Here is a 17015-nt window from a genome sequence, read left to right as displayed (position 1 = left end):
ACCTACGAGCAGCCCCAGGAGCGAGGGCCGTGGGAGCGGATTCATCCGCGATGGCGCCCTAACGAAAAAGGCCGCCTCCCCGTTGCCGGGAAGGCGGCGTTTCACAGGGGCGCGGCGGCGGTCAGCGCAGGCCGTCGACCATGGCGGCGGCGACACTGATCACGTCCTGGCCGAGCTTCATGGAGCGCTTGCCGTCCCAGGCGGTTTCCCGGTTGGGGTTGTCGTCGTGGTCCTTGAACGGCATTTCGATGGTGAACGACAGGCAATCGAACTCCATGCCCACGGCGTTGCAGGCCAGGGTGGTGTTGGCTTTGCCGGGCTCGTCCTTCGGGTAGCCGTAGCGGGTCTGGAAATCGGCGCCGATATCCACCAGGCGGTTGCGGAACTCGTCTTCCAGGCGTTCCAGGCGCTTGCTGTAGCCGGGGTTGCCTTCGCAGCCGGCGGTGAACACATGGGGGATTTCCTCGTCGCCGTGGATATCGAGGAACAGGTCGACGCCCACCTTGCGCATCTGCTGCTGGACGAAGAACACCTCGGGGCTCTCGGCTTCGCTGGCTGACTGCCAGGCGCGGTTGAGGTCCTTGCCGGCGGCGTTGGTGCGCAGGTGGCCACGGAAGGCGCCATCGGGGTTCATGTTCGGCACCAGGTAGAGGTCGGCCTTGGCCAGCAGCTCTTCCAGCTCGGCATCGGCCTTGCCCTTGAGGCGCTCGATGATGCCCTCCATGAACCACTCGGCCATGTGCTCGCCGGGGTGCTGCTGGGCGATGATCCAGACCTTGCGCTGGGCCGCCGGGTTGCGGCTGACGCGCAGCAGTTGGATATCGCGACCCTCGACGCTCTTGCCGGTGGCGAACAGCTCGGCGCCGGCATTGGCCAGGGCGTCGGCGATCAGGCGATCGTGGCGCTCGCGGCTGTAGGGCTCGAAGTAGGCGAACCAGATCTGCCCTTCACGGGGCTGCAGGCCGAAGTGCAGGCCCTTCTCGTCGAAGTGGCTGGGCACGCGGAACCAGTTGACGTGGTCGTAGGAGGCGGCGGCGTTGTAGCCGGTCCAGGCATGGGCATAGGCGGACTGCCCGGCGTTCACCAGGCTGAAGTCGTGACGCTGGCCGGGGGTGAGGCTCTCGACCTTGAAGTGGAACCACTGGAAGTGATGGCTCTTGAGGTCCGGGCGCATCGCCAACAGTACGTGCTGGGGGTTGCTGGCGTCCTTTACCTCGATATTGCCGCTATCGAAGTCCGAGCTGATTTTCATGGCTACCTCAAAGGCTGTGGATCAGGGTTGCGCGCAAGGATGGCAGGTCGGCCATCCCTGGGAAACGCGCCAAGCGACAAAGAGTTGCGCAGATGGGGCTCAACGCACCTCGAGTTGCGCCAGGCGCTCTTCGAGTTCGGCGACGCGGGCTTCCAGCTGCTCGATGCGCGCATCGCTGCCGGCACGGCTTTCACTGCGCTCCGGGGCGCTCTGGCGCGCGGCCAGCAGCTCTTCCAGGTCGCCCTTCTCGCCCAGCAGGTGCATGTAGCGGTCTTCCCGCTGGCCGGCCTGGCGCGGAATCAGCGTGACCAGCCCACGGGCGACGAGGCGTTCGAGGTTGTGCTGCACCTGCTCGACATCGTCGAACTCATGCATGCGGCCGCTGCGGGTAAGCAGCTCGTTGAGGGTCTGCGGGCCGCGCAGCAGCAACAGGCCGAGCAGGATCAGCTGGCCGTGCACCAGCTCCAGGGTCTTCTCGGCGCGTTGCTCCCAGCGGTCGGCGCGGCTGCCCATGACCAGGCGCGCCAGGCTGCGCCCTTCGAGGCTGCGCATGCCCTGCCCCACCTGGCCGGCGGTCAGGTTCATCACCGGTTCGCGGCTGGTCTTCTGGTTGCTGGCCAGCACCAGGGCATTGAGGGTCAGCGGGTAGGACTCCGGCGTGGTGGCCTGCTTCTCGATGAGGCTGCCAAGCAGGCGGACCTCGACGGCGGAAAGGGGCTCGTTGCTGAAGGGGGTTTCGATCTCGCTGGACATGTCGCCATCCGATGGTGGGAAAGGGCCATAGCCTAGCCTGAGTGACCGCCCCTTTACACCGCGACGAGGTGGCGGCGCGCCCACCACACGCGTTGTTTTCCTCGAACACTGGATGAGCCAGGAAGCCCAACGAGCCGCTTGAACAGGCCAATCAATCGAATTAATTGATTATTGTCATTTAACGAAAAAGACTTTTACAGCACATTTAAGCACCCTAAAAACACACCACAAATAGAGCTAACTCGTTGATTTTCAATAATGCCAACGCAACTATCGACGGCATCGATGTTGACCATTAGCCGTATCCACTTTTTTATCGATTTTCCATCCGTAACATTGGCCTCGTGTTCACTTTCAACCCCACTTGAAACCACGAGGCACCCAAAATGAAAAAGCAAATCCTTGCCAGCCTGTTCATCGCTTCCCTGTCCGCTACCGCGTTCGCCCTGCCCCAGGACGCCGCACAACCCCAGCAGACCCTCGCCAGCGGCGCTGAGCGCACCATCAACCGCCTGGCCGAAGACGGCTCCGCTCGCACCCCGGGTTTCCGTGTTGCTGAAGACGGCTCCGATCGCACTCCCGGCTTCCGTGTTGCTGAAGACGGCTCTGACCGCACTCCCGGCTTCCGCGTTGCTGAAGACGGTTCCGACCGCACTCCCGGCTTCCGCGTTGCTGAAGACGGTTCCGATCGCACYCCGGGCTTCCGYGTTGCCGAAGAYGGCTCCGACCGCACCCCTGGCTTCCGCGTAGCTGAAGACGGCTCCGACCGCACTCCTGGTTTCCGCGTAGCCGAAGATGGTTCCGATCGCACTCCCGGCTTCCGCGTCGCTGAAGACGGCTCCGACCGCACCCCGGGCTTCCGCGTCTCCTGATAGGCCGTTGCACAGCTTGCAACCCGACCCAGGAATCACGCGCGAGGTCTGAGCGATGTACCCAGCCCGTAAATGCTGAAGGCGCCAATAAGGCGCCTTCAGTGCATCTACCCTTCCCTCTTTCTCTATCCCGCGTTCATTCCTGCCCGACGCCTTCCGGCGACTGCAGTGGGCGCAGCGGAATCGGCTGCGACATGACGATGGATGTGCGCGTCTCGCCAAAGTGATTGATGCTGCCGACGAAGCGCTCCAGGTGGCGGATATTGCGCGTCACCACCCGCAGCACGAACGAGTCCTGCCCCGTGACATGGAGGCATTCCAGCACCTCGGGCATCTGTTGCAGCAAGGCGATCAGCCGTGCCTTGTCCGGCTGGGGCGTGGTCATGCCGATCAGCGCCATCACCTCGTAGCCCGCCTGTTCGGCCGAGACGCAGGCGCGATAGCCCTCGATCACCCCCGCTTCCTCCAGCCGCTTGAGGCGCTCCGAGGTGGCCGGCAACGACAGCGCCACCCGGTTGGCCAACTCGGTGAGGGAAATCCGCCCCTCGGCCTGAACGGCCTGGAGGATTTTCCAGGATTTGGCATCAAGCTCCATGATTAAGGTCCTCACGGGTAAATACGAGAGCATTTCAGGCAAAGCACGATAACTACCGTAGCTTCTGCATTCAAAATCGCTTCAGTGGCCCGCAAAATAATGCCATTCCGCCACCTGCCCGGTACCGCCCGATGGACTTAGCGCTGTTCTTCAAATCCGCCTTGATCGGCCTCTCCATCGCCGCGCCGGTGGGGCCCGTCGGCCTGCTCTGCATCCAGCGCAGCCTGCTTCATGGGGCGCGCATCGGCTTTCTCAGCGGCCTCGGCGCTGCATTGGCCGACGCCTGCTTCGGTGCCCTGGGCGCCTTCGGGGTGCAGGCGCTGATCCAGGGCTTCGTGGCGCTGGCCACGCCCTTGGCGTTTCTGGGCGCGGGCTACCTGGCGTGGATGGGCATCCGTCTGTTGCGTACCGCACCCGCACGGCAAGCCGCCAGCCTGGCGGAGCCCGGCAGTGGCTGGCGGGCGCTGGCCTCGGTCTTCGCACTGACCCTGACCAACCCCATGACCATCCTCGCCTTCGTCGCAGTCTTCGCCGGCCTGGGTGCCGGCGCCGCGCCCGGTACGGCGAACGCGCTGCTGATGGTCGCCGGGGTGTTTTGCGGCTCGGCGCTGTGGTGGCTGGCCCTGGCGTTGGGCGTCGCCGCCGTGCGCCACCGCCTGGACGGGCGCCTGCTGCGGCGCATCGACCAGGTGGCGGGGCTGTTCCTGCTGGGCTTCGCTGCCTGGCAGCTATGGCGAGTGCTGGGCGTCTCGCTTCACAGCGTGGGCTGAAGCGGAGCGCCGCCCGGCCCACCCTACAAGGCGGGCCTCGGGGTGGCGCTTAGGCCATCTGCGTGATGGTGCGGCGGAAGCGCGTCAGGGCCGCGAGGAAGAAGGCACTGCCGATGCCGATGATGGCGAGGAACTGCGGCCAGACGATCTCCAGCCCCGCGCCGCGGTAGAGGATGCCCTGGGCCAGGGCGACGAAGTGGGTGGTGGGCGCCGCCAGCATGATCTGCTGCACCAGCTCGGGCATGCTCTCCCGCGGCGTGGTGCCGCCGGAGAGGATCTGCAGCGGCATCAGCACGAGTATGGTCAGCAGCCCCAGTTGCGGCATGGAGCGCGCGACCGTGCCAAGGAAGATGCCCATGGAGGTGGTGGCGAACAGGTGCAGCGCCGCCGCTACCAGGAACAGCCCGAGGGAGCCTTCGATGGGCACCGCCAGCCAGCCGCGCACCACGAACACCAGGCTCAGCGCCGCGGCCACCAGCACCACCGTACCCATGGACCAGACCTTGGCCAGCATGATTTCGAAGGCCGACAGCGGCATCACCAGCAGGTGTTCCACCGTGCCGTGCTCGCGTTCGCGGATCAACGCCGCGCCGGTGAGGATGATCGACAGCATGGTGATCTGGTTGATCACCTCCATCACCCCGCCGAACCAGGCCTGGGTCAGGTTGGGGTTGAACAGCGTGCGCACCGCCAGCTCCGCCGGCATGGCGCTCGCCCCCCGGTAACGGGCGACGAATTCGTTGACCTCGGTGTTGACGATGTTCTGGATGTACCCCGCCCCGCTGAAGGCCTGGCCCATCTGCGTGGCGTCGACGTTGAGCTGCACCGCCGGGGTGCGCCCGGCGAGTACGTCGCGCTGGAAGTCCGGCGGAATGTCCAGGGTGAAGGTGTAGAGCCCGGTGTCCATGCCCCGGTCCATGCGCCCCTGATCGATGAGCTCCGGGGTGCGGAAGTACGGCGGCTGGAAGGCGTTGACCAACCGTGTGGAGAGCTGCGAGCGGTCCTCGTCGACCACAGCGATGGGCGCGTGGTGCAGGGTTTCCGGAATGCCGGTGGCGGAGCTGTACACGCCCAGGCTGAAGGCCCAGAGAATCAGCACCAGCATCGCGTAGTCGCGCTGCAGGCTGCGGAACTCCTTGAGCCCCAGGTGGAAGATATTGGCCAGGCTGCGCATGGGTCAGGCCTCCTGCTTCTTCAGCGAGAGCACGCTGAACAGGGTGAACAAGGGAATGGTCAGCAGCAGCGGGACGAAGTAGAAGGCCAGGTCGGAGAACCCCAGCGCCTTGGAGAACACGCCCCGGCTGATGATCAGGAAATGGGTGGCGGGATAGGCCTGGCCGATCGCCGCTGCCGCCCCTTCCAGGGACGACACCGGGTGCACCAGCCCGGAGAACTGGATGGCCGGCACCATGGTGGCGATGGCCACGCCGAACACCGCGGCGATCTGGCTGCGCATGAAGGTGGAGAGGAACAGGCCGAGCCCGGTGGCGGCCGTGACGTAGCACAGCGCCGCCAGCACCAGGGTGGCGAAGCTGCCCTTGAGCGGCACGCCGAACACGAACACCGCCAGGGCCACCATCAACAGGAAGCTGACCATGCCCATGGCCACGTACGGCAGCTGCTTGCCCAGCAGGAACTCCAGCCGCGTGACCGGCGTGACATAGAGGTTGGTGATCGAACCCAGCTCCTTCTCGCGCACCACGCCGAGGGCGGTGAGCATCGCCGGGATCATGATCAGCAACAGCGGGATCACCGCCGGCACCATGGCCTTGAGGCTCTCCACATCGGGGTTGTAGCGGTAGCGCACCTCGACGCTGGCGGCGGCCTGGGCGCCACCCTCCGGGGATTGCCGGGCCAGCTCGGCGAGGTAGCCCAGGTGCATGCCCTGCACGTAGCCGGCGACGGTGTTGGCACGGGTCGGCATGGAGCCGTCGATCCACACGCCGATGGCGGGGCTGGCGCCACGCTTCAGGTCACGGCCGTAGCCGGGCGGGATCTCCACGGCCAGGCTCAGCTCGCCGCTGCGCATGCGCCGGTCCAGTTCCGCGTAGTCCTGGATCGGCGCGCGCTCGATGAAGTAGCGCGAGCCCGACAGGTTCAAGGTGTAGGCCTGGCTGGTGGTGGTCTGGTCGCGGTCGAGCACCGCATAGGAAAGGTCCTCCACATCCATGCTGATGCCGTAGCCGATGATGAACATCAGCAGCACGGTGCCCAGCAGCGCCAGGGTCAGACGGATCGGGTCGCGGCGCAGCTCCATGGCTTCGCGCCGCGCATAGCTGAACAGCCGCTGCGGGCTGAAGCGCTGGTCACGCGGAGGCTCGGCCTGGGCGGTGACGCTCGGTGCGCTGGCGGGTGCCGAGGCGGTACCGGCGGCCTCCTCCAGGTAGGCGATGAAGGTGGCTTCCAGGCTCGGCAGGCCGCGCTCGGCCACCAGCGCCGCCGGGGTGTCGCTGGCCAGCACGCGGCCGGCGTGCATCAGCGAGATGCGGTCGCAGCGCTCGGCCTCGTTCATGAAGTGGGTGGAGATGAAGATGGTCACGCCGTCGTTGCGCGACAGGTCGATCATCAACTCCCAGAAGCCGTCGCGGGCCACCGGGTCGACGCCCGAGGTGGGCTCGTCGAGGATGAGGATCTCCGGCTGGTGGATCACCGCCACCGCCAGGGACAGGCGCTGGCGGATGCCCAGCGGCAGCGCGTCGGGCAGCTCGTCGGCCACGCCGGCCAGGTCGAAGCGCTGGAGCATCTCCGCCACCCGCACCTCGATGCGCTCGGCCGGCAGGTGGAACAGCTGCGCATGCAGCACCAGGTTCTGCCGCACGCTCAGCTCGCGGTACAGGGAGAACGCCTGGGACATGTAGCCCACCCGCCGCCGCGTGGCCATGTCGCCGGCATCCACTGGCTGGCCGAACAGCGCGCAACTGCCTTCGCTGGCGGGCAGCAGGCCGGTGAGCATCTTCATGGTGGTGGACTTGCCGCAACCGTTGGAGCCGAGGAAGCCGAAGATCTCCCCGCGCTCGATGCGGAAGCTGACGCGGTCCACGGCGACGAAATCACCGAAGCGGCAGGTCAGCCCGTCCGCCTCGATGGCCACCGCGCGCTCGCCGTCGGGCAGTGGCGGGATGACCAGGCGACGGTGGTCGCGGCGCTTCTCTTCCGGCAGCAGGGCGATAAAGGCCGCTTCCAGGCTGTCGGTGCCGGTCTGCCGGCGTATCTCGGCCGGGCTGCCGGTGGCCAGCACGCGCCCGGCGTCCATCGCCACCAGGCTGTCGAAGCGTTCGGCTTCCTCCATATAGGCGGTGGCCACCAGCACGCTCATGCCGGGGCGGCCCTGCCGGATACGGCCGATCAGCTCCCAGAACTGGTTGCGCGACAGCGGGTCGACGCCGGTGGTGGGTTCGTCGAGGATCAGCAAATCCGGGTCGTGGATCAGCGCGCAGCACAGACCGAGCTTCTGCTTCATGCCGCCGGAGAGCTTGCCCGCCGGGCGCTCGCGGAAGGGATCGAGGCCGGTGCTGCGCAGCAGGTCGTCGATGCGCCGCTCCCGTTCGGCGCGGTCGTGGCCGAACAGGCGGCCGAAGAAGTCGACGTTCTCGAACACCGTCAGCGTCGGGTAGAGGTTCTTGCCCAGGCCCTGGGGCATGTAGGCAACGCGCTGGCAGATGGCGCGGCGATGGCGGGCGGAGCGCATGTCGCCGCCCAGCACCTCGATCTCGCCCTGCTGCATCTTCCGCGCCCCGGCCAGCAAGGCCAGCAGGCTGGATTTGCCGACGCCGTCCGGGCCGATCAGCCCGACCATACGGTTGGCCGGGATCGCCAGGTCGACCTCGCGCAGGGCGAAGGTCTCGCCGTAGCCCAGGCTGACCCCGACCAGGCGCGCGACGCTGCCGTTTGAGGCGTCCATCAGGGCACCTTGACCTGCAGTTGCTGCGGCCATTCCTGCTCAGCGTCCAGGCGCAGGTAGGCCATGCCGGGCACGCCGGTCTTCACCGCGGTCATGTGCTGCTTGAGCAGCGCCGGGTCGATGCGCGCCTTGACGCGGAACATCAGCTTCTCGCGCTCGCTGGCAGTTTCCACCGTCTTCGGGGTGAACTGGGCGACGCTGGCCACGTAGGAAATCTTGGCAGGGATCACGTACTGCGGCACCGCATCGATGATCAGCCGCACCTCGTCGCTCAGGTGCACGCGGCCGGCCTGGCCGGCGGGCAGGAAGAAGGTCATGTAGACGTCGCCCAGGTCCACCAGGTTGAGCAGCTTGCCGCCGGCCGGCAGCACTTCACCCGGTTGCGCCACGCGGTACTGCACGCGGCCGGCGCGGGGCGCCTTGAGCAGGCTGTCGTCGATGTCCGCCTGCAGCCGGGCGACGCTGGCGTTGGCCGCCTCGATGGCCGACTGCGCCTCGATCACCTGGGACTTGGCCGCCTCGATGCCGGCCTGGGCGGAAATCACCTGGGAGCGCGAGGCCGCCAGCGCCGCCTGGGCGCTCTGCATCACCGCACGGTCATCGTCCAGCTGCTGCTGGGGCATGGCATTGCGCTTGACCAGGGTTTCGGTGCGGGCGAAGCGCTTCTGGGTCGCCACCAGCTCCGCCTCGCGCTGGCTCACCACCGCCTTGGCCGTGGCCTGTTCGCTTTCGCGCTGGGCCACCAGGGCCTGGGCGGTCAACCGGGCGTTCTCGGCCTGGCGCACCTGGGCCTGGGCCTGGGCCAGCTGTGCCTTCAGCACCTGGGTGTCCATCTGCGCCACGGGCTGGCCGGGGGTAAGGAAGTCGCCCTCGTCGACCATGATCTCGGCCACGCGGCCGGCCAGCTTGGTGGCCACATCCACTTCGGTGGCCTCGATGCGGCCGTTGCCGCTGGCGAAGCCCTCGCCGAGGCCGGCGGGCCGCAACACCCACCAGGCACCGGCGGCGACCGCCACGGCGGCCAGCACCGCCACCGCCCAGGTCAGTTTCTGCTTGCTTGGCTGCTTCATCTTGGTGTCCCGAATGGCTGGATTTCGATGGAAGAAATCATCCGCCAATCGGCAATGAGTCACTTTGACTCATGTCAGGTCAGGCCTTTTCAGGGCCCTTTTCGGCCGCCTTGGGAACCCGGAAATCCATCGGGCCGAAGCCACGGCAGGCGAAATCGAGTTGATGTATGATTGCGCGCCTCAATCACGGCCAACCACAAGCGAACCGGCGCCCAGGCGCCCCCGGACCGACCATGAACACCAACGAACCCACCAGCCCCGAGCAACAGCCCCAAGCCGAAGGCAGCACCGAGGCTGCGACCCCCGCCAAGGCCGTGAAGAAACAGAACGTGCCCTGGTACCAGACCCTCAAGGGCCACGACCGCGGCCAGCGCCCCGGCGCGGCACCGCGCGGCTCGCGCCGCTCCATGGGCAAGCGCTGATCCGGCGCCCGGGCACAAAAAAAGCCAGCTGATGCTGGCTTTTTTGTGGGCGCTCGGCGGGGTTACTGGCTGTTCTTCACCAGGCTCATGCGCTTCTCGGTGAACACGCAGATGACGCCCGCGTTGTTGTACATCACCTCGTGGTTGAAGTTGCAGTAGGCCGCGGCGACGCTCAGCGGCAGTTGCTCGTTGTTCCACTGGGTGGGTTTGAACCAGGACAGCTCGCCTTCCTTGCACTGGCGCGCCTCGGCGTCGGAGCTGTAGGTGCAGAGGGACGATTGATCGATCTCGCCCTTGAAGCAACCAGCGAGGGGAAGGAAGCAGAGACCTGCCAACAGAAGTTTGGTGTGCACGCGCATGACAGCTCCGGGAATCGGCATGTGAGGGGGAATCCGTGCCGATTTGAACCAGCGCAGCGGCGCGGGTTCCCTGGAGCTGGCAAAGATTTCCCGCCACGCGACGCCACACACACGCCGCCCGCCACCCACCACCCACCATCCGTAGGAGCGAGCTCTGCTCGCGAAGCGCTGTGCTCGCGTGCCGCAGCCCTCGTCACCCCCGCTCCGGCAGAACCCCACTGAACGCCCGCATGCCCAGGCTCTGGTGGAAACGCAGCAGGTAGCCGTCCGGGTCCTGCAGCAGGAAGTTGCACTCGCCGTGCTCCTGCTCGTCCTGGCGGTACCAGCGCTCCAGAGCCCCGCGCCGCAAGGGCACGCCGGCCGCCTCGATGCGCGCGATCAGGGCGAGCGCATCGGCACAGCGAATGGACAGGTTGAGACCACGGCCGAACGGCGCCTCCAGCGGTTCGACGCGCCACTCAGAGGCCTCACCGTCGTCCTCTTCCAGCATCAGCTGGGCCTCGCCCAGGCGCAGGTAGGCAAAGCGGTGCTCGGGGCGCTGGTAAGCCACCTCGAAGCCCAGTACGCGGCAATAGAAATCCAGGCTACGGGCGAAATCGCTGACCAGCAGTTCCGGGACCAGGGCATTGAAATGCATGTTGGGCTCCATCCTCTCGCACCCACCCTCCATGGGCGGGGCGCGCCACCTTAGCGCAGGTTTCACCGACACTAAAAGCGCGGAATGCGGGTCTATAGTCCTTGCACCTTTCCCATCCGTACCGGAGCCCTCAATGGATACGACCCCGCACAACCTCGCCACCCTGTTCGAGCAGCTCGGCCTGGAGTCCGACCACCGCCAGATCGAAGCCTTCATCGCTGACCACCACCTCGCCGACGGCCAGAAGATACAGGACGCGCCCTTCTGGAACGAAGCCCAGAGCGCCTTCCTGCGCAACGCCTTGGTGCAGGACGCCGACTGGGCCGTGGAGGTGGATGAGCTGGCGGTGCGTTTGTCGAAGTGAGCCGGCGAACAGCCAGGGAAGCTCGCGGCTCAGATGTAGGGTGTGCTGCGCGCACCTGGGACTCGCCGGAAGCACCGAGCGGAGGTGCGCACGGCACACCCTACGGCACGAGTTCATTCTGCAGGACTCTCAGTCACAGGCAGAGCCGATAGCGCAGGCCACACGCCAAGGACGTGATGCCTGAAGCCCGAATGAAAAAACGGCCCCATAGGGGCCGTTTCGTTTTGCTGCGCAGGTGCACCCGCTCGATCAGAAGTCCTGCACGGTCGGGCGCAGCACCACTTCGCTGATGTCCACCTCGGCCGGCTGCTCCACCGCGTAGGCGATGGCGCGGGCGACGGATTCGGCGGGGATCGCCAGCTTGTAGAACTCGCCCAGGGCCTGGCGGCTTTCCTCGTGGGAGCTGCCCAGCTTCAGTTCCGAATCCACCGCGCCGGGGGAGATGACGGTGACGCGAATGTCGCCGCCCACTTCATGGCGCAGGCCGTCGCTGATGGCGCGCACGGCGAACTTGGTGCCGCTGTACACGGTGCCGCCCGGGCTGAACACCTTGTGCCCGGCCACCGAGGCGACGTTGATGAACTGGCCGCTGCGCTGCTGCTGGAACACCGGCAGCGCTGCTGCGATGCCGTAGAGCACGCCCTTGATGTTGATGTCGATCATGCGGTCCCACTCCTCCACCGGGGTTTCGGCGAGCGGCGCGATGGCCATCAGGCCGGCGTTGTTGACCAGCACGTCGATGCGGCCGAAGGCGTCGATGCCGCCCTGCACCAGGGCGCGGACCTGGGCCGCATCGGTGACGTCGGTGGCGAAGGCCACGGCCTTGCCACCGGCGGCGGTGATTTCGCTGACCAGCGCGTCGAGACGGTCGACGCGGCGGGCGCCGAGTACCACCGAGGCGCCCAGGGCAGCCAGGTGGCGGGCGGTGGCTTCGCCGAGGCCGCTGCTGGCGCCGGTGATGACGATGACTTTGCCGTTGATATTGGTGCTCATGTCGGGTTCCTCAGGTTGGCTGCTGGCAGGAGGTGTTCCTGCTGTTGGGGCCAGTATGGGAAGCCGATGACGACCAGGGAATGGAAGTATTAGGATTGCAAAATTCCATTAATCGGAACAATCCAAAGGTCATCCGCCATGCTCAATCGAATGGAGATGCTGCGCATCTTCTGCATCGCCGCCGAGTCCGCCAGCTTCCGCGAAGCGGCCACACGCCTGAGCGCCTCCCCGCAGACCGTGACCCGGGCCATCAAGGAGCTGGAGCAACTGGTGGGCGAGCCGCTGTTCCACCGCAGCACGCGGCAGGTGCAGATCACCGCCTACGGCGAGCAGCTGGCGACCCAGGCGCGGGAGACCCTGGGCAGCTTCGACCAGCTGTTCCAACGCCACGCCCGCCGGGGGCAGAACGGCATGGCCGGGCGCGTGGGCATCACCGCGCCCCGCTCCATCGGCCGCCGCTACGTGCTGCCGCTGCTGGCGGAACTGCAGCGCGAGCATCCGGAAATCGTTTTGGACATGCGCCTCTCGGACCAGATGACCGACTCCGTCGACGAGCAGATAGACATCGGTGTGCGCATGGGCTTCATCCGCGATCGCCGCTACATCGCCCGCGCCACGGCGCGCGTGCCGCTCTATGTGGTGGGGTCGCCGGAGCTGCTGGAGCGCGTCGGTGCGCCCGAGGACATCGATGCGCTGAACCGAGTGCCGACCACCGCGCTGATCGACGGCAACACCGGGCGCCTGTGGCCCTGGACCTTCGCCGAAGGCCGGCAGATGCAGCCGCAACGCGCCGCCTTCACCACCGACGACCAGGAATGCGAATGCGCAGCGGTGCTGGCCGGCACCGGCTTCGGCCAGCTGCCCAGCTACCTGGTGACGCCGCATATCCGCAGCGGCCAACTGGTGAGAGTGCTCAGCGACAACGAGTCGCCGGCCTGGGAGATGTTCGCCTACCGCCCCCAGCGCGGCCCGGTATCACCCCGGGTGCGGCTGGTGTTCGATCGGCTGGTGGAGCGGCTTTCCGATCCGGCCTGGGTTCCGCTGGAGCCCTGAATTCCCGATAAGCCGTGGGCGGGACGTCGCGGGTTGCACCCGCCCTAAGAGTTGAACTCCGCCCCCCCGTAGGATGGCGTAGAGCGCAGCGAAACCCATCGATCCGAGCCCGAAACACCGCGATCATCGGCGACCCCAGCATGGGTTTCGCACGGCTCTACCCATCCTACGAGTTGAATTCCGCCCCCCGTAGGATGGCGTAGAGCGCAGCGAAACCCATCGATCCGAGCCCGGAACACCGCGATCATCGGCGACCCCATCAATGCCGCTGTTCGGGGATCACTCGGCGATATCGATGACGACCTTGCCGAAGGCGGTGCCCTGCTCCACCGCATCGTGGGCGTCGTGGGCGGTCGCCAGGGTGAAATGACGCGGGTCGAGCACCGGCTTGAGCTTGCCGGCTTCCACCAGGCGCGTGGCGTCGGCGAGGACTTCGCCATGGTGGGCACGGCCTTCGCCGGTGAGCATCGGCAGCAGCACGAAGATGCCGTTCAGGGTCGCCGCACGCAGGGACGACGGCGCCAGGCTGTGGTTGCCGAAGGCGGCACAGCTGACCACATGGCCACGGATACGCACCGATTCCAGGGCGTCGTCGAGGGAGCTGCCGCCCACGGTGTCGTAGACCACATCGAAGCCCTTGCCACCGGTGAAGGCCGCCACGTAATCGGCCGCCTTGGTGGTGTGGTAGTCGATGGGGGTGGCGCCCAGGCTGCGCACCATCTCGTGCTTGGCCGGCGATGCGGTGGCGAAGACCTCGGCGCCGAAGGCCTTGGCGATCTGCACCGCGATATGGCCGACGCCGCCGGAGCCACCGGTTACCAGTACGGTTTGCCCGGCATGCAGGCGCGCGCTGTCCACCAGGCCTTCCCAGGCGGTGAGGAACACCAGCGGCAACGCGGCTGCTTCACGCATGTTCAGGTTCTTCGGTTTCAGTGCCAGCAGGCGCCAATCAACCGCGGCGAACTCGGCCAGGGTGCCTTGCAGCCCGCGCACGCCGCCGACCAGGCCGTAGACCTCGTCACCGGCCTTGAAGCGCGTAACGCCCGCGCCCACCGCTTCCACCACGCCCGCCAGTTCGGTGCCCAGCACCGCCGGCAGCACCGGGTCGGCATAGGGCGCACGGCCGGTACGGATCTTGTAGTCGATGGGGTTCACCCCGCTGGCCTCGATACGCACCAGGACCTGGCCTTCGCCGGCCACCGGGCGGGCGATCTCCTGCTGGGTGAAACGGCCGCTCTGGTAGTCCTCGAGCACGAGGGCGCGCATGGTGGGGTTCGACATGGGATTCACTCCTTGGCAATCAGCTTCGCCGGGGCCTGGCCCGGCATCCGGCGCCCACTATAGAGCCGCCGCGAGGGCGAGGAAACAGGGACGCTGCCGCACCAGGCGTCAGCGCAACGACAAGCATCGACACCACTGATACTGACCATCAGCCCCTTTCAATTCTCCGATTGCCAACGCACCGGCAAGATTCACCCATCGCCCTTGCGTCGCCAATGAACCGAGAATCCAGCCATGACCGCACAATCGAAATTCATCGACAGCAGCTACTTGGTCACCCACGTCACCCTGGACGAGTTCCACCTGCACTTCGAAACCGAAGTCGCGATCTGCCAGGAAGACGGCACCTTCGAGATGCTCCAGGCCCCGACGCCCATCGCCGAGCGCCGCGCCCTGCGCCAGTTGATCCGCAACCAGGCCGCCTGATAACAGCGGCCCGGTCGCGCCGCCTCAGGCCTTGACCTGGGCGGGGAACGGCAGGGTCCGCAAGCGCACGCCCACCGCCGCATGCAGGGCGTTGGCCAGTGCCGGCGCCAGGGGCGGCACCCCGGGTTCACCCACACCGGTGGGCTGCTCGGTGGATGGCAGGATGTGCACCTCCACGGCCGGCATCTCGTTCATCCGCAACACCTGGAAGTCGTGGAAGTTGGATTGCTCCACGGCACCATCCTTCAGCGTCACCGCACTGTGCAGCGCCGCCGCCAGGCCGAAGCCGATGCCGCCCTCCATCTGCGCGCGGATCACGTCGGGGTTGATCGGCACGCCGCAATCCACGGCGCAGACCACGCGATCCACCTTGTAGCTGCCGTCGGCCTTCACCGTCACTTCCACCACCTGGGCCACGTAGCTGCCGAAGGACTCGTGCACGGCGATCCCGCGACCCCGCTTCTCGCCTTCGCCACCGGCCTTGAGCGGCTGCTTCCAGCCCGCCCTGTCCGCCACCAGTTCCAGCACGCCCCGATGGCGCGGGTGTTTCTCCAGCAGTGCATGGCGGTAGTCGTAGGGGTCCTTGCCGGCGGTGGTGGCGGCTTCGTCGATCAGCACCTCGGCGGCGAAGCCGGTGTGGGTGTGGCCCACCGAGCGCCACCATTGCACCGGCACCAGGATGTCGTCGGGGGTGGCCAGTTCCACCTGCAGGTTGGGCACGGCGTAGGAGAGATTCGCCAGCCCTTCCACCGAGGTGTTGTCGATGCCGTCCTTGATCAGGAAGGCCTCCATGCCGGTGCCCTTGATGATGGATTGGCCGACGATGCGGTGGTGCCAGGCCAGCAGCTTGCCCTCGGCATCCAGCGCCAGGCGCGCACGGTGCAGGTAGGCCGGGCGGTAGTAGCCGCCACGGGTGTCGTCCTCGCGGGTCCAGACCAGCTTCACCGGCACCTTGATGCCCTGGTCCCGTGCGGCCTTGGCCACCGCCACGGCTTCCAGCGGGTAGTCCGACACCGGGTTGGCGCGGCGGCCGAAGCTGCCGCCGGCGTAGAGCTGGGTGATGGCGACCTTGTCCACCGGGATGCCCAGGTACTTGGCCACGGCCACCTGGTCGCCGGTCTGCCACTGCTCGCCGTTCCAGATTTCGCAGGTGCCGTCGCCGAGCTTGACCAGGCAGTTCATCGGCTCCATCGCCGCGTGGGCCAGGTAGGGGAATTCGAACTCCGCCTCGATCAGCTTCGCCGGCTTGGCCAGCGCGGCGTCCACGTCGCCGCTGCGCGCGGCCATCAGCCCGGGCTTCCCGGCGCTCTCGCGGTATTTGGCGAAGATCTCGGCACTGCCCAGCTTGAAGGCCTTGCTCTCGTCCCATTCGATGACCAGCGCATCGCGGCCCTGGCGCGCGGCCCAGGTGTTCTTCGCCAGCACGGCGACCCCGGAGCGGCCATGAGGCAGGTCACGGAATTCGACCACGGCCACCACGTTGGCGATGGCCTTGGCCTTGCTCGCGTCCACCTTCCCGGGCACGCCACCGAAGCGCGGCGGGTAGGCGACCACGGCCACCAGCATGTCCGGCAGCTTGAAGTCCTGGGTGAATACGGCGGTGCCGTTGGTCTTGTCGTGGCTGTCCTTGCGCTTGGCGGTCAGCTGGCCGATGAGCTTGAAGTCCTTCGGCTGCTTGAGCTTCACCTCGGTGGGCACCGACTCCTGCGCGGCCGCCTCGGCCAGGTCGCCGAAACCCGCCTTGTTGCCGGAGGCGGCATGGGCCACCACGCCCTCGCTGACGGTGATGGCCTCGGCCGGCACCTTCCATTGCTTCGCGGCGGCGGCCACCAGCATGGCCCGGGCGCTGGCCCCGGCCTTGCGCATCTGCTCGAAGGAGTTGGCCATGGCACTGCTGCCACCGGTGCCCTGCAGGGTGCCGAAGGCCAGGTTGTTGTACACGGCGGCGTTGGCCGGCGCGCCTTCGACCACCACGCGGCTCCAGTCGGCGTCCAGTTCCTCGGCCACCAGGGTGGCGAGGCCGGTGTAGGCGCCCTGGCCCATCTCCACGTGCTTGGCGACCACGGTCACGGTGCCGTCGCGGGCGATGCGCACGAAGGCGTTGGGTTCGAAGCGGGCGTCGGCAGCGAACATCTCGGCGGCGTCCAGCAGCGGCGCGAAGAGCACGCCCAGGGCCAGCCCGCCGCTGCCCTGGAGGAAGGTGCGGCGGCTGATGTTGAGGATGCCGTTGCCCGGCGCGGTCTGGGTTTCGATCTTGCCCATGTCGG

17 protein-coding genes are annotated in these 17015 nt (G+C 67.1%); 6 read left to right on the top strand and 11 right to left on the bottom strand.

Features of this window, described 5'->3' with window-relative positions; genetic code table 11:
- Window positions 1-121: 121 nt before the first annotated feature.
- The gene (locus RTW82_RS12710) at window positions 122-1252 is read right to left on the bottom strand and encodes a M14-type cytosolic carboxypeptidase (RefSeq protein WP_316925287.1); all 1131 of its coding nucleotides are present in this window, start codon (window positions 1250-1252) and stop codon (window positions 122-124) included.
- 99 nt (window positions 1253-1351) lie between these two features.
- Window positions 1352-2005 (bottom strand): YceH family protein, encoded by a 654-nt coding sequence (locus RTW82_RS12705; protein WP_316925286.1) that lies wholly within the window; start codon window positions 2003-2005, stop codon window positions 1352-1354.
- Window positions 2006-2391: 386 nt separating this feature from the next.
- Between RTW82_RS12705 and RTW82_RS12700 the strand changes: the two genes are divergently transcribed.
- A complete protein-coding gene (locus RTW82_RS12700) occupies window positions 2392-2877 on the top strand; it encodes a hypothetical protein (protein WP_316925285.1) in 486 nt (161 codons plus the stop codon).
- Window positions 2878-3013: 136 nt separating this feature from the next.
- Here RTW82_RS12700 and RTW82_RS12695 read toward each other — a convergent pair whose 3' ends face one another.
- Window positions 3014-3472, bottom strand: a complete 459-nt coding sequence (locus RTW82_RS12695; protein WP_316925284.1) for an Lrp/AsnC family transcriptional regulator — start codon at window positions 3470-3472, stop codon at window positions 3014-3016.
- 131 nt (window positions 3473-3603) lie between these two features.
- Here RTW82_RS12695 and RTW82_RS12690 point away from each other — a divergent pair, with 131 nt between their 5' ends.
- On the top strand, window positions 3604-4242 hold the full coding sequence (locus RTW82_RS12690; protein ID WP_316925283.1) for a LysE family translocator: 639 nt from the start codon (window positions 3604-3606) through the stop codon (window positions 4240-4242).
- Window positions 4243-4291: 49 nt separating this feature from the next.
- Here the strand turns inward: RTW82_RS12690 and RTW82_RS12685 are convergent, their stop codons facing one another.
- From RTW82_RS12685 to RTW82_RS12675, 3 genes are read right to left on the bottom strand one after another with little or no spacing between them, the layout of a single operon-like run.
- A complete protein-coding gene (locus RTW82_RS12685; RefSeq protein ID WP_263403977.1) occupies window positions 4292-5416 on the bottom strand; it encodes an ABC transporter permease in 1125 nt (374 codons plus the stop codon).
- A 3-nt stretch (window positions 5417-5419) separates the two neighbouring features.
- Window positions 5420-8143, bottom strand: coding sequence for a ribosome-associated ATPase/putative transporter RbbA (rbbA, locus tag RTW82_RS12680; protein ID WP_316925282.1), 2724 nt, complete (start codon window positions 8141-8143; stop codon window positions 5420-5422).
- A complete protein-coding gene (locus RTW82_RS12675) occupies window positions 8143-9213 on the bottom strand; it encodes an HlyD family secretion protein (RefSeq protein ID WP_316925281.1) in 1071 nt (356 codons plus the stop codon). Before RTW82_RS12675 ends, rbbA begins: the two co-directional genes overlap by 1 nt.
- 233 nt (window positions 9214-9446) lie before the next feature.
- Between RTW82_RS12675 and RTW82_RS12670 the strand changes: the two genes are divergently transcribed.
- On the top strand, window positions 9447-9635 hold the full coding sequence (locus RTW82_RS12670; protein ID WP_263403980.1) for a hypothetical protein: 189 nt from the start codon (window positions 9447-9449) through the stop codon (window positions 9633-9635).
- Between the two features lie 62 nt (window positions 9636-9697).
- On the opposite strand, the gene RTW82_RS12665 is transcribed toward RTW82_RS12670, so the two are convergent.
- A complete protein-coding gene (locus RTW82_RS12665) occupies window positions 9698-9994 on the bottom strand; it encodes a hypothetical protein (protein ID WP_184489109.1) in 297 nt (98 codons plus the stop codon).
- Window positions 9995-10187: 193 nt separating this feature from the next.
- Window positions 10188-10631: a VOC family protein gene (locus tag RTW82_RS12660; RefSeq protein ID WP_316925280.1), complete on the bottom strand. Its 444-nt coding sequence runs from the start codon at window positions 10629-10631 to the stop codon at window positions 10188-10190.
- A gap of 133 nt (window positions 10632-10764) precedes the next feature.
- On the opposite strand from RTW82_RS12660, the gene RTW82_RS12655 reads away from it, so the two are divergent.
- Window positions 10765-10995: a DUF2789 domain-containing protein gene (locus RTW82_RS12655; RefSeq protein WP_263403982.1), complete on the top strand. Its 231-nt coding sequence runs from the start codon at window positions 10765-10767 to the stop codon at window positions 10993-10995.
- A gap of 249 nt (window positions 10996-11244) precedes the next feature.
- Here RTW82_RS12655 and RTW82_RS12650 read toward each other — a convergent pair whose 3' ends face one another.
- A complete protein-coding gene (locus RTW82_RS12650; RefSeq protein ID WP_021217302.1) occupies window positions 11245-11988 on the bottom strand; it encodes an SDR family oxidoreductase in 744 nt (247 codons plus the stop codon).
- Window positions 11989-12126: 138 nt separating this feature from the next.
- Here RTW82_RS12650 and RTW82_RS12645 point away from each other — a divergent pair, with 138 nt between their 5' ends.
- Window positions 12127-13041, top strand: coding sequence for a LysR family transcriptional regulator (locus RTW82_RS12645; RefSeq protein ID WP_316925279.1), 915 nt, complete (start codon window positions 12127-12129; stop codon window positions 13039-13041).
- Between the two features lie 279 nt (window positions 13042-13320).
- On the opposite strand, the gene RTW82_RS12640 is transcribed toward RTW82_RS12645, so the two are convergent.
- The gene (locus RTW82_RS12640) at window positions 13321-14322 is read right to left on the bottom strand and encodes a zinc-dependent alcohol dehydrogenase family protein (protein ID WP_316925278.1); all 1002 of its coding nucleotides are present in this window, start codon (window positions 14320-14322) and stop codon (window positions 13321-13323) included.
- 234 nt (window positions 14323-14556) lie between these two features.
- Here RTW82_RS12640 and ptrC point away from each other — a divergent pair, with 234 nt between their 5' ends.
- Complete coding sequence (gene ptrC / locus RTW82_RS12635) at window positions 14557-14748, top strand: type III secretion system co-regulatory protein PtrC (protein WP_316925277.1); 192 nt, start codon at window positions 14557-14559, stop codon at window positions 14746-14748.
- Window positions 14749-14772: 24 nt separating this feature from the next.
- Here ptrC and RTW82_RS12630 read toward each other — a convergent pair whose 3' ends face one another.
- On the bottom strand, window positions 14773-17010 hold the full coding sequence (locus RTW82_RS12630; protein ID WP_316925276.1) for a xanthine dehydrogenase family protein molybdopterin-binding subunit: 2238 nt from the start codon (window positions 17008-17010) through the stop codon (window positions 14773-14775).
- Between the last annotated feature and the right edge of the window lie 5 nt (window positions 17011-17015).

Origin of the sequence: Pseudomonas sp. zfem005 (assembly GCF_032621735.1) — a bacterium.
GTDB lineage: Bacteria > Pseudomonadota > Gammaproteobacteria > Pseudomonadales > Pseudomonadaceae > Metapseudomonas > Metapseudomonas solani.
Note: the sequence above shows the minus strand (reverse complement) of the source record. Positions and strands in the feature narration are given on the sequence as shown.

Excerpts from the sequence above, each read along its gene's own strand:
- RTW82_RS12645 (WP_316925279.1), top strand. The coding sequence starts at position 12,127 with ATGCTCAATCGAATGGAGATGCTGCGCATCTTCTGCATCGCCGCCGAG.
- RTW82_RS12660 (WP_316925280.1), bottom strand. The coding sequence starts at position 10,631 with ATGCATTTCAATGCCCTGGTCCCGGAACTGCTGGTCAGCGATTTCGCC.
- RTW82_RS12655 (WP_263403982.1), top strand. The coding sequence starts at position 10,765 with ATGGATACGACCCCGCACAACCTCGCCACCCTGTTCGAGCAGCTCGGC.
- RTW82_RS12705 (WP_316925286.1), bottom strand. The coding sequence starts at position 2,005 with ATGTCCAGCGAGATCGAAACCCCCTTCAGCAACGAGCCCCTTTCCGCC.
- ptrC (WP_316925277.1), top strand. The coding sequence starts at position 14,557 with ATGACCGCACAATCGAAATTCATCGACAGCAGCTACTTGGTCACCCAC.
- RTW82_RS12675 (WP_316925281.1), bottom strand. The coding sequence starts at position 9,213 with ATGAAGCAGCCAAGCAAGCAGAAACTGACCTGGGCGGTGGCGGTGCTG.
- RTW82_RS12650 (WP_021217302.1), bottom strand. The coding sequence starts at position 11,988 with ATGAGCACCAATATCAACGGCAAAGTCATCGTCATCACCGGCGCCAGC.
- RTW82_RS12685 (WP_263403977.1), bottom strand. The coding sequence starts at position 5,416 with ATGCGCAGCCTGGCCAATATCTTCCACCTGGGGCTCAAGGAGTTCCGC.
- RTW82_RS12665 (WP_184489109.1), bottom strand. The coding sequence starts at position 9,994 with ATGCGCGTGCACACCAAACTTCTGTTGGCAGGTCTCTGCTTCCTTCCC.
- RTW82_RS12640 (WP_316925278.1), bottom strand. The coding sequence starts at position 14,322 with ATGTCGAACCCCACCATGCGCGCCCTCGTGCTCGAGGACTACCAGAGC.
- rbbA (WP_316925282.1), bottom strand. The coding sequence starts at position 8,143 with ATGGACGCCTCAAACGGCAGCGTCGCGCGCCTGGTCGGGGTCAGCCTG.
- RTW82_RS12710 (WP_316925287.1), bottom strand. The coding sequence starts at position 1,252 with ATGAAAATCAGCTCGGACTTCGATAGCGGCAATATCGAGGTAAAGGAC.
- RTW82_RS12695 (WP_316925284.1), bottom strand. The coding sequence starts at position 3,472 with ATGGAGCTTGATGCCAAATCCTGGAAAATCCTCCAGGCCGTTCAGGCC.
- RTW82_RS12690 (WP_316925283.1), top strand. The coding sequence starts at position 3,604 with ATGGACTTAGCGCTGTTCTTCAAATCCGCCTTGATCGGCCTCTCCATC.
- RTW82_RS12670 (WP_263403980.1), top strand. The coding sequence starts at position 9,447 with ATGAACACCAACGAACCCACCAGCCCCGAGCAACAGCCCCAAGCCGAA.
- RTW82_RS12630 (WP_316925276.1), bottom strand. The coding sequence starts at position 17,010 with ATGGGCAAGATCGAAACCCAGACCGCGCCGGGCAACGGCATCCTCAAC.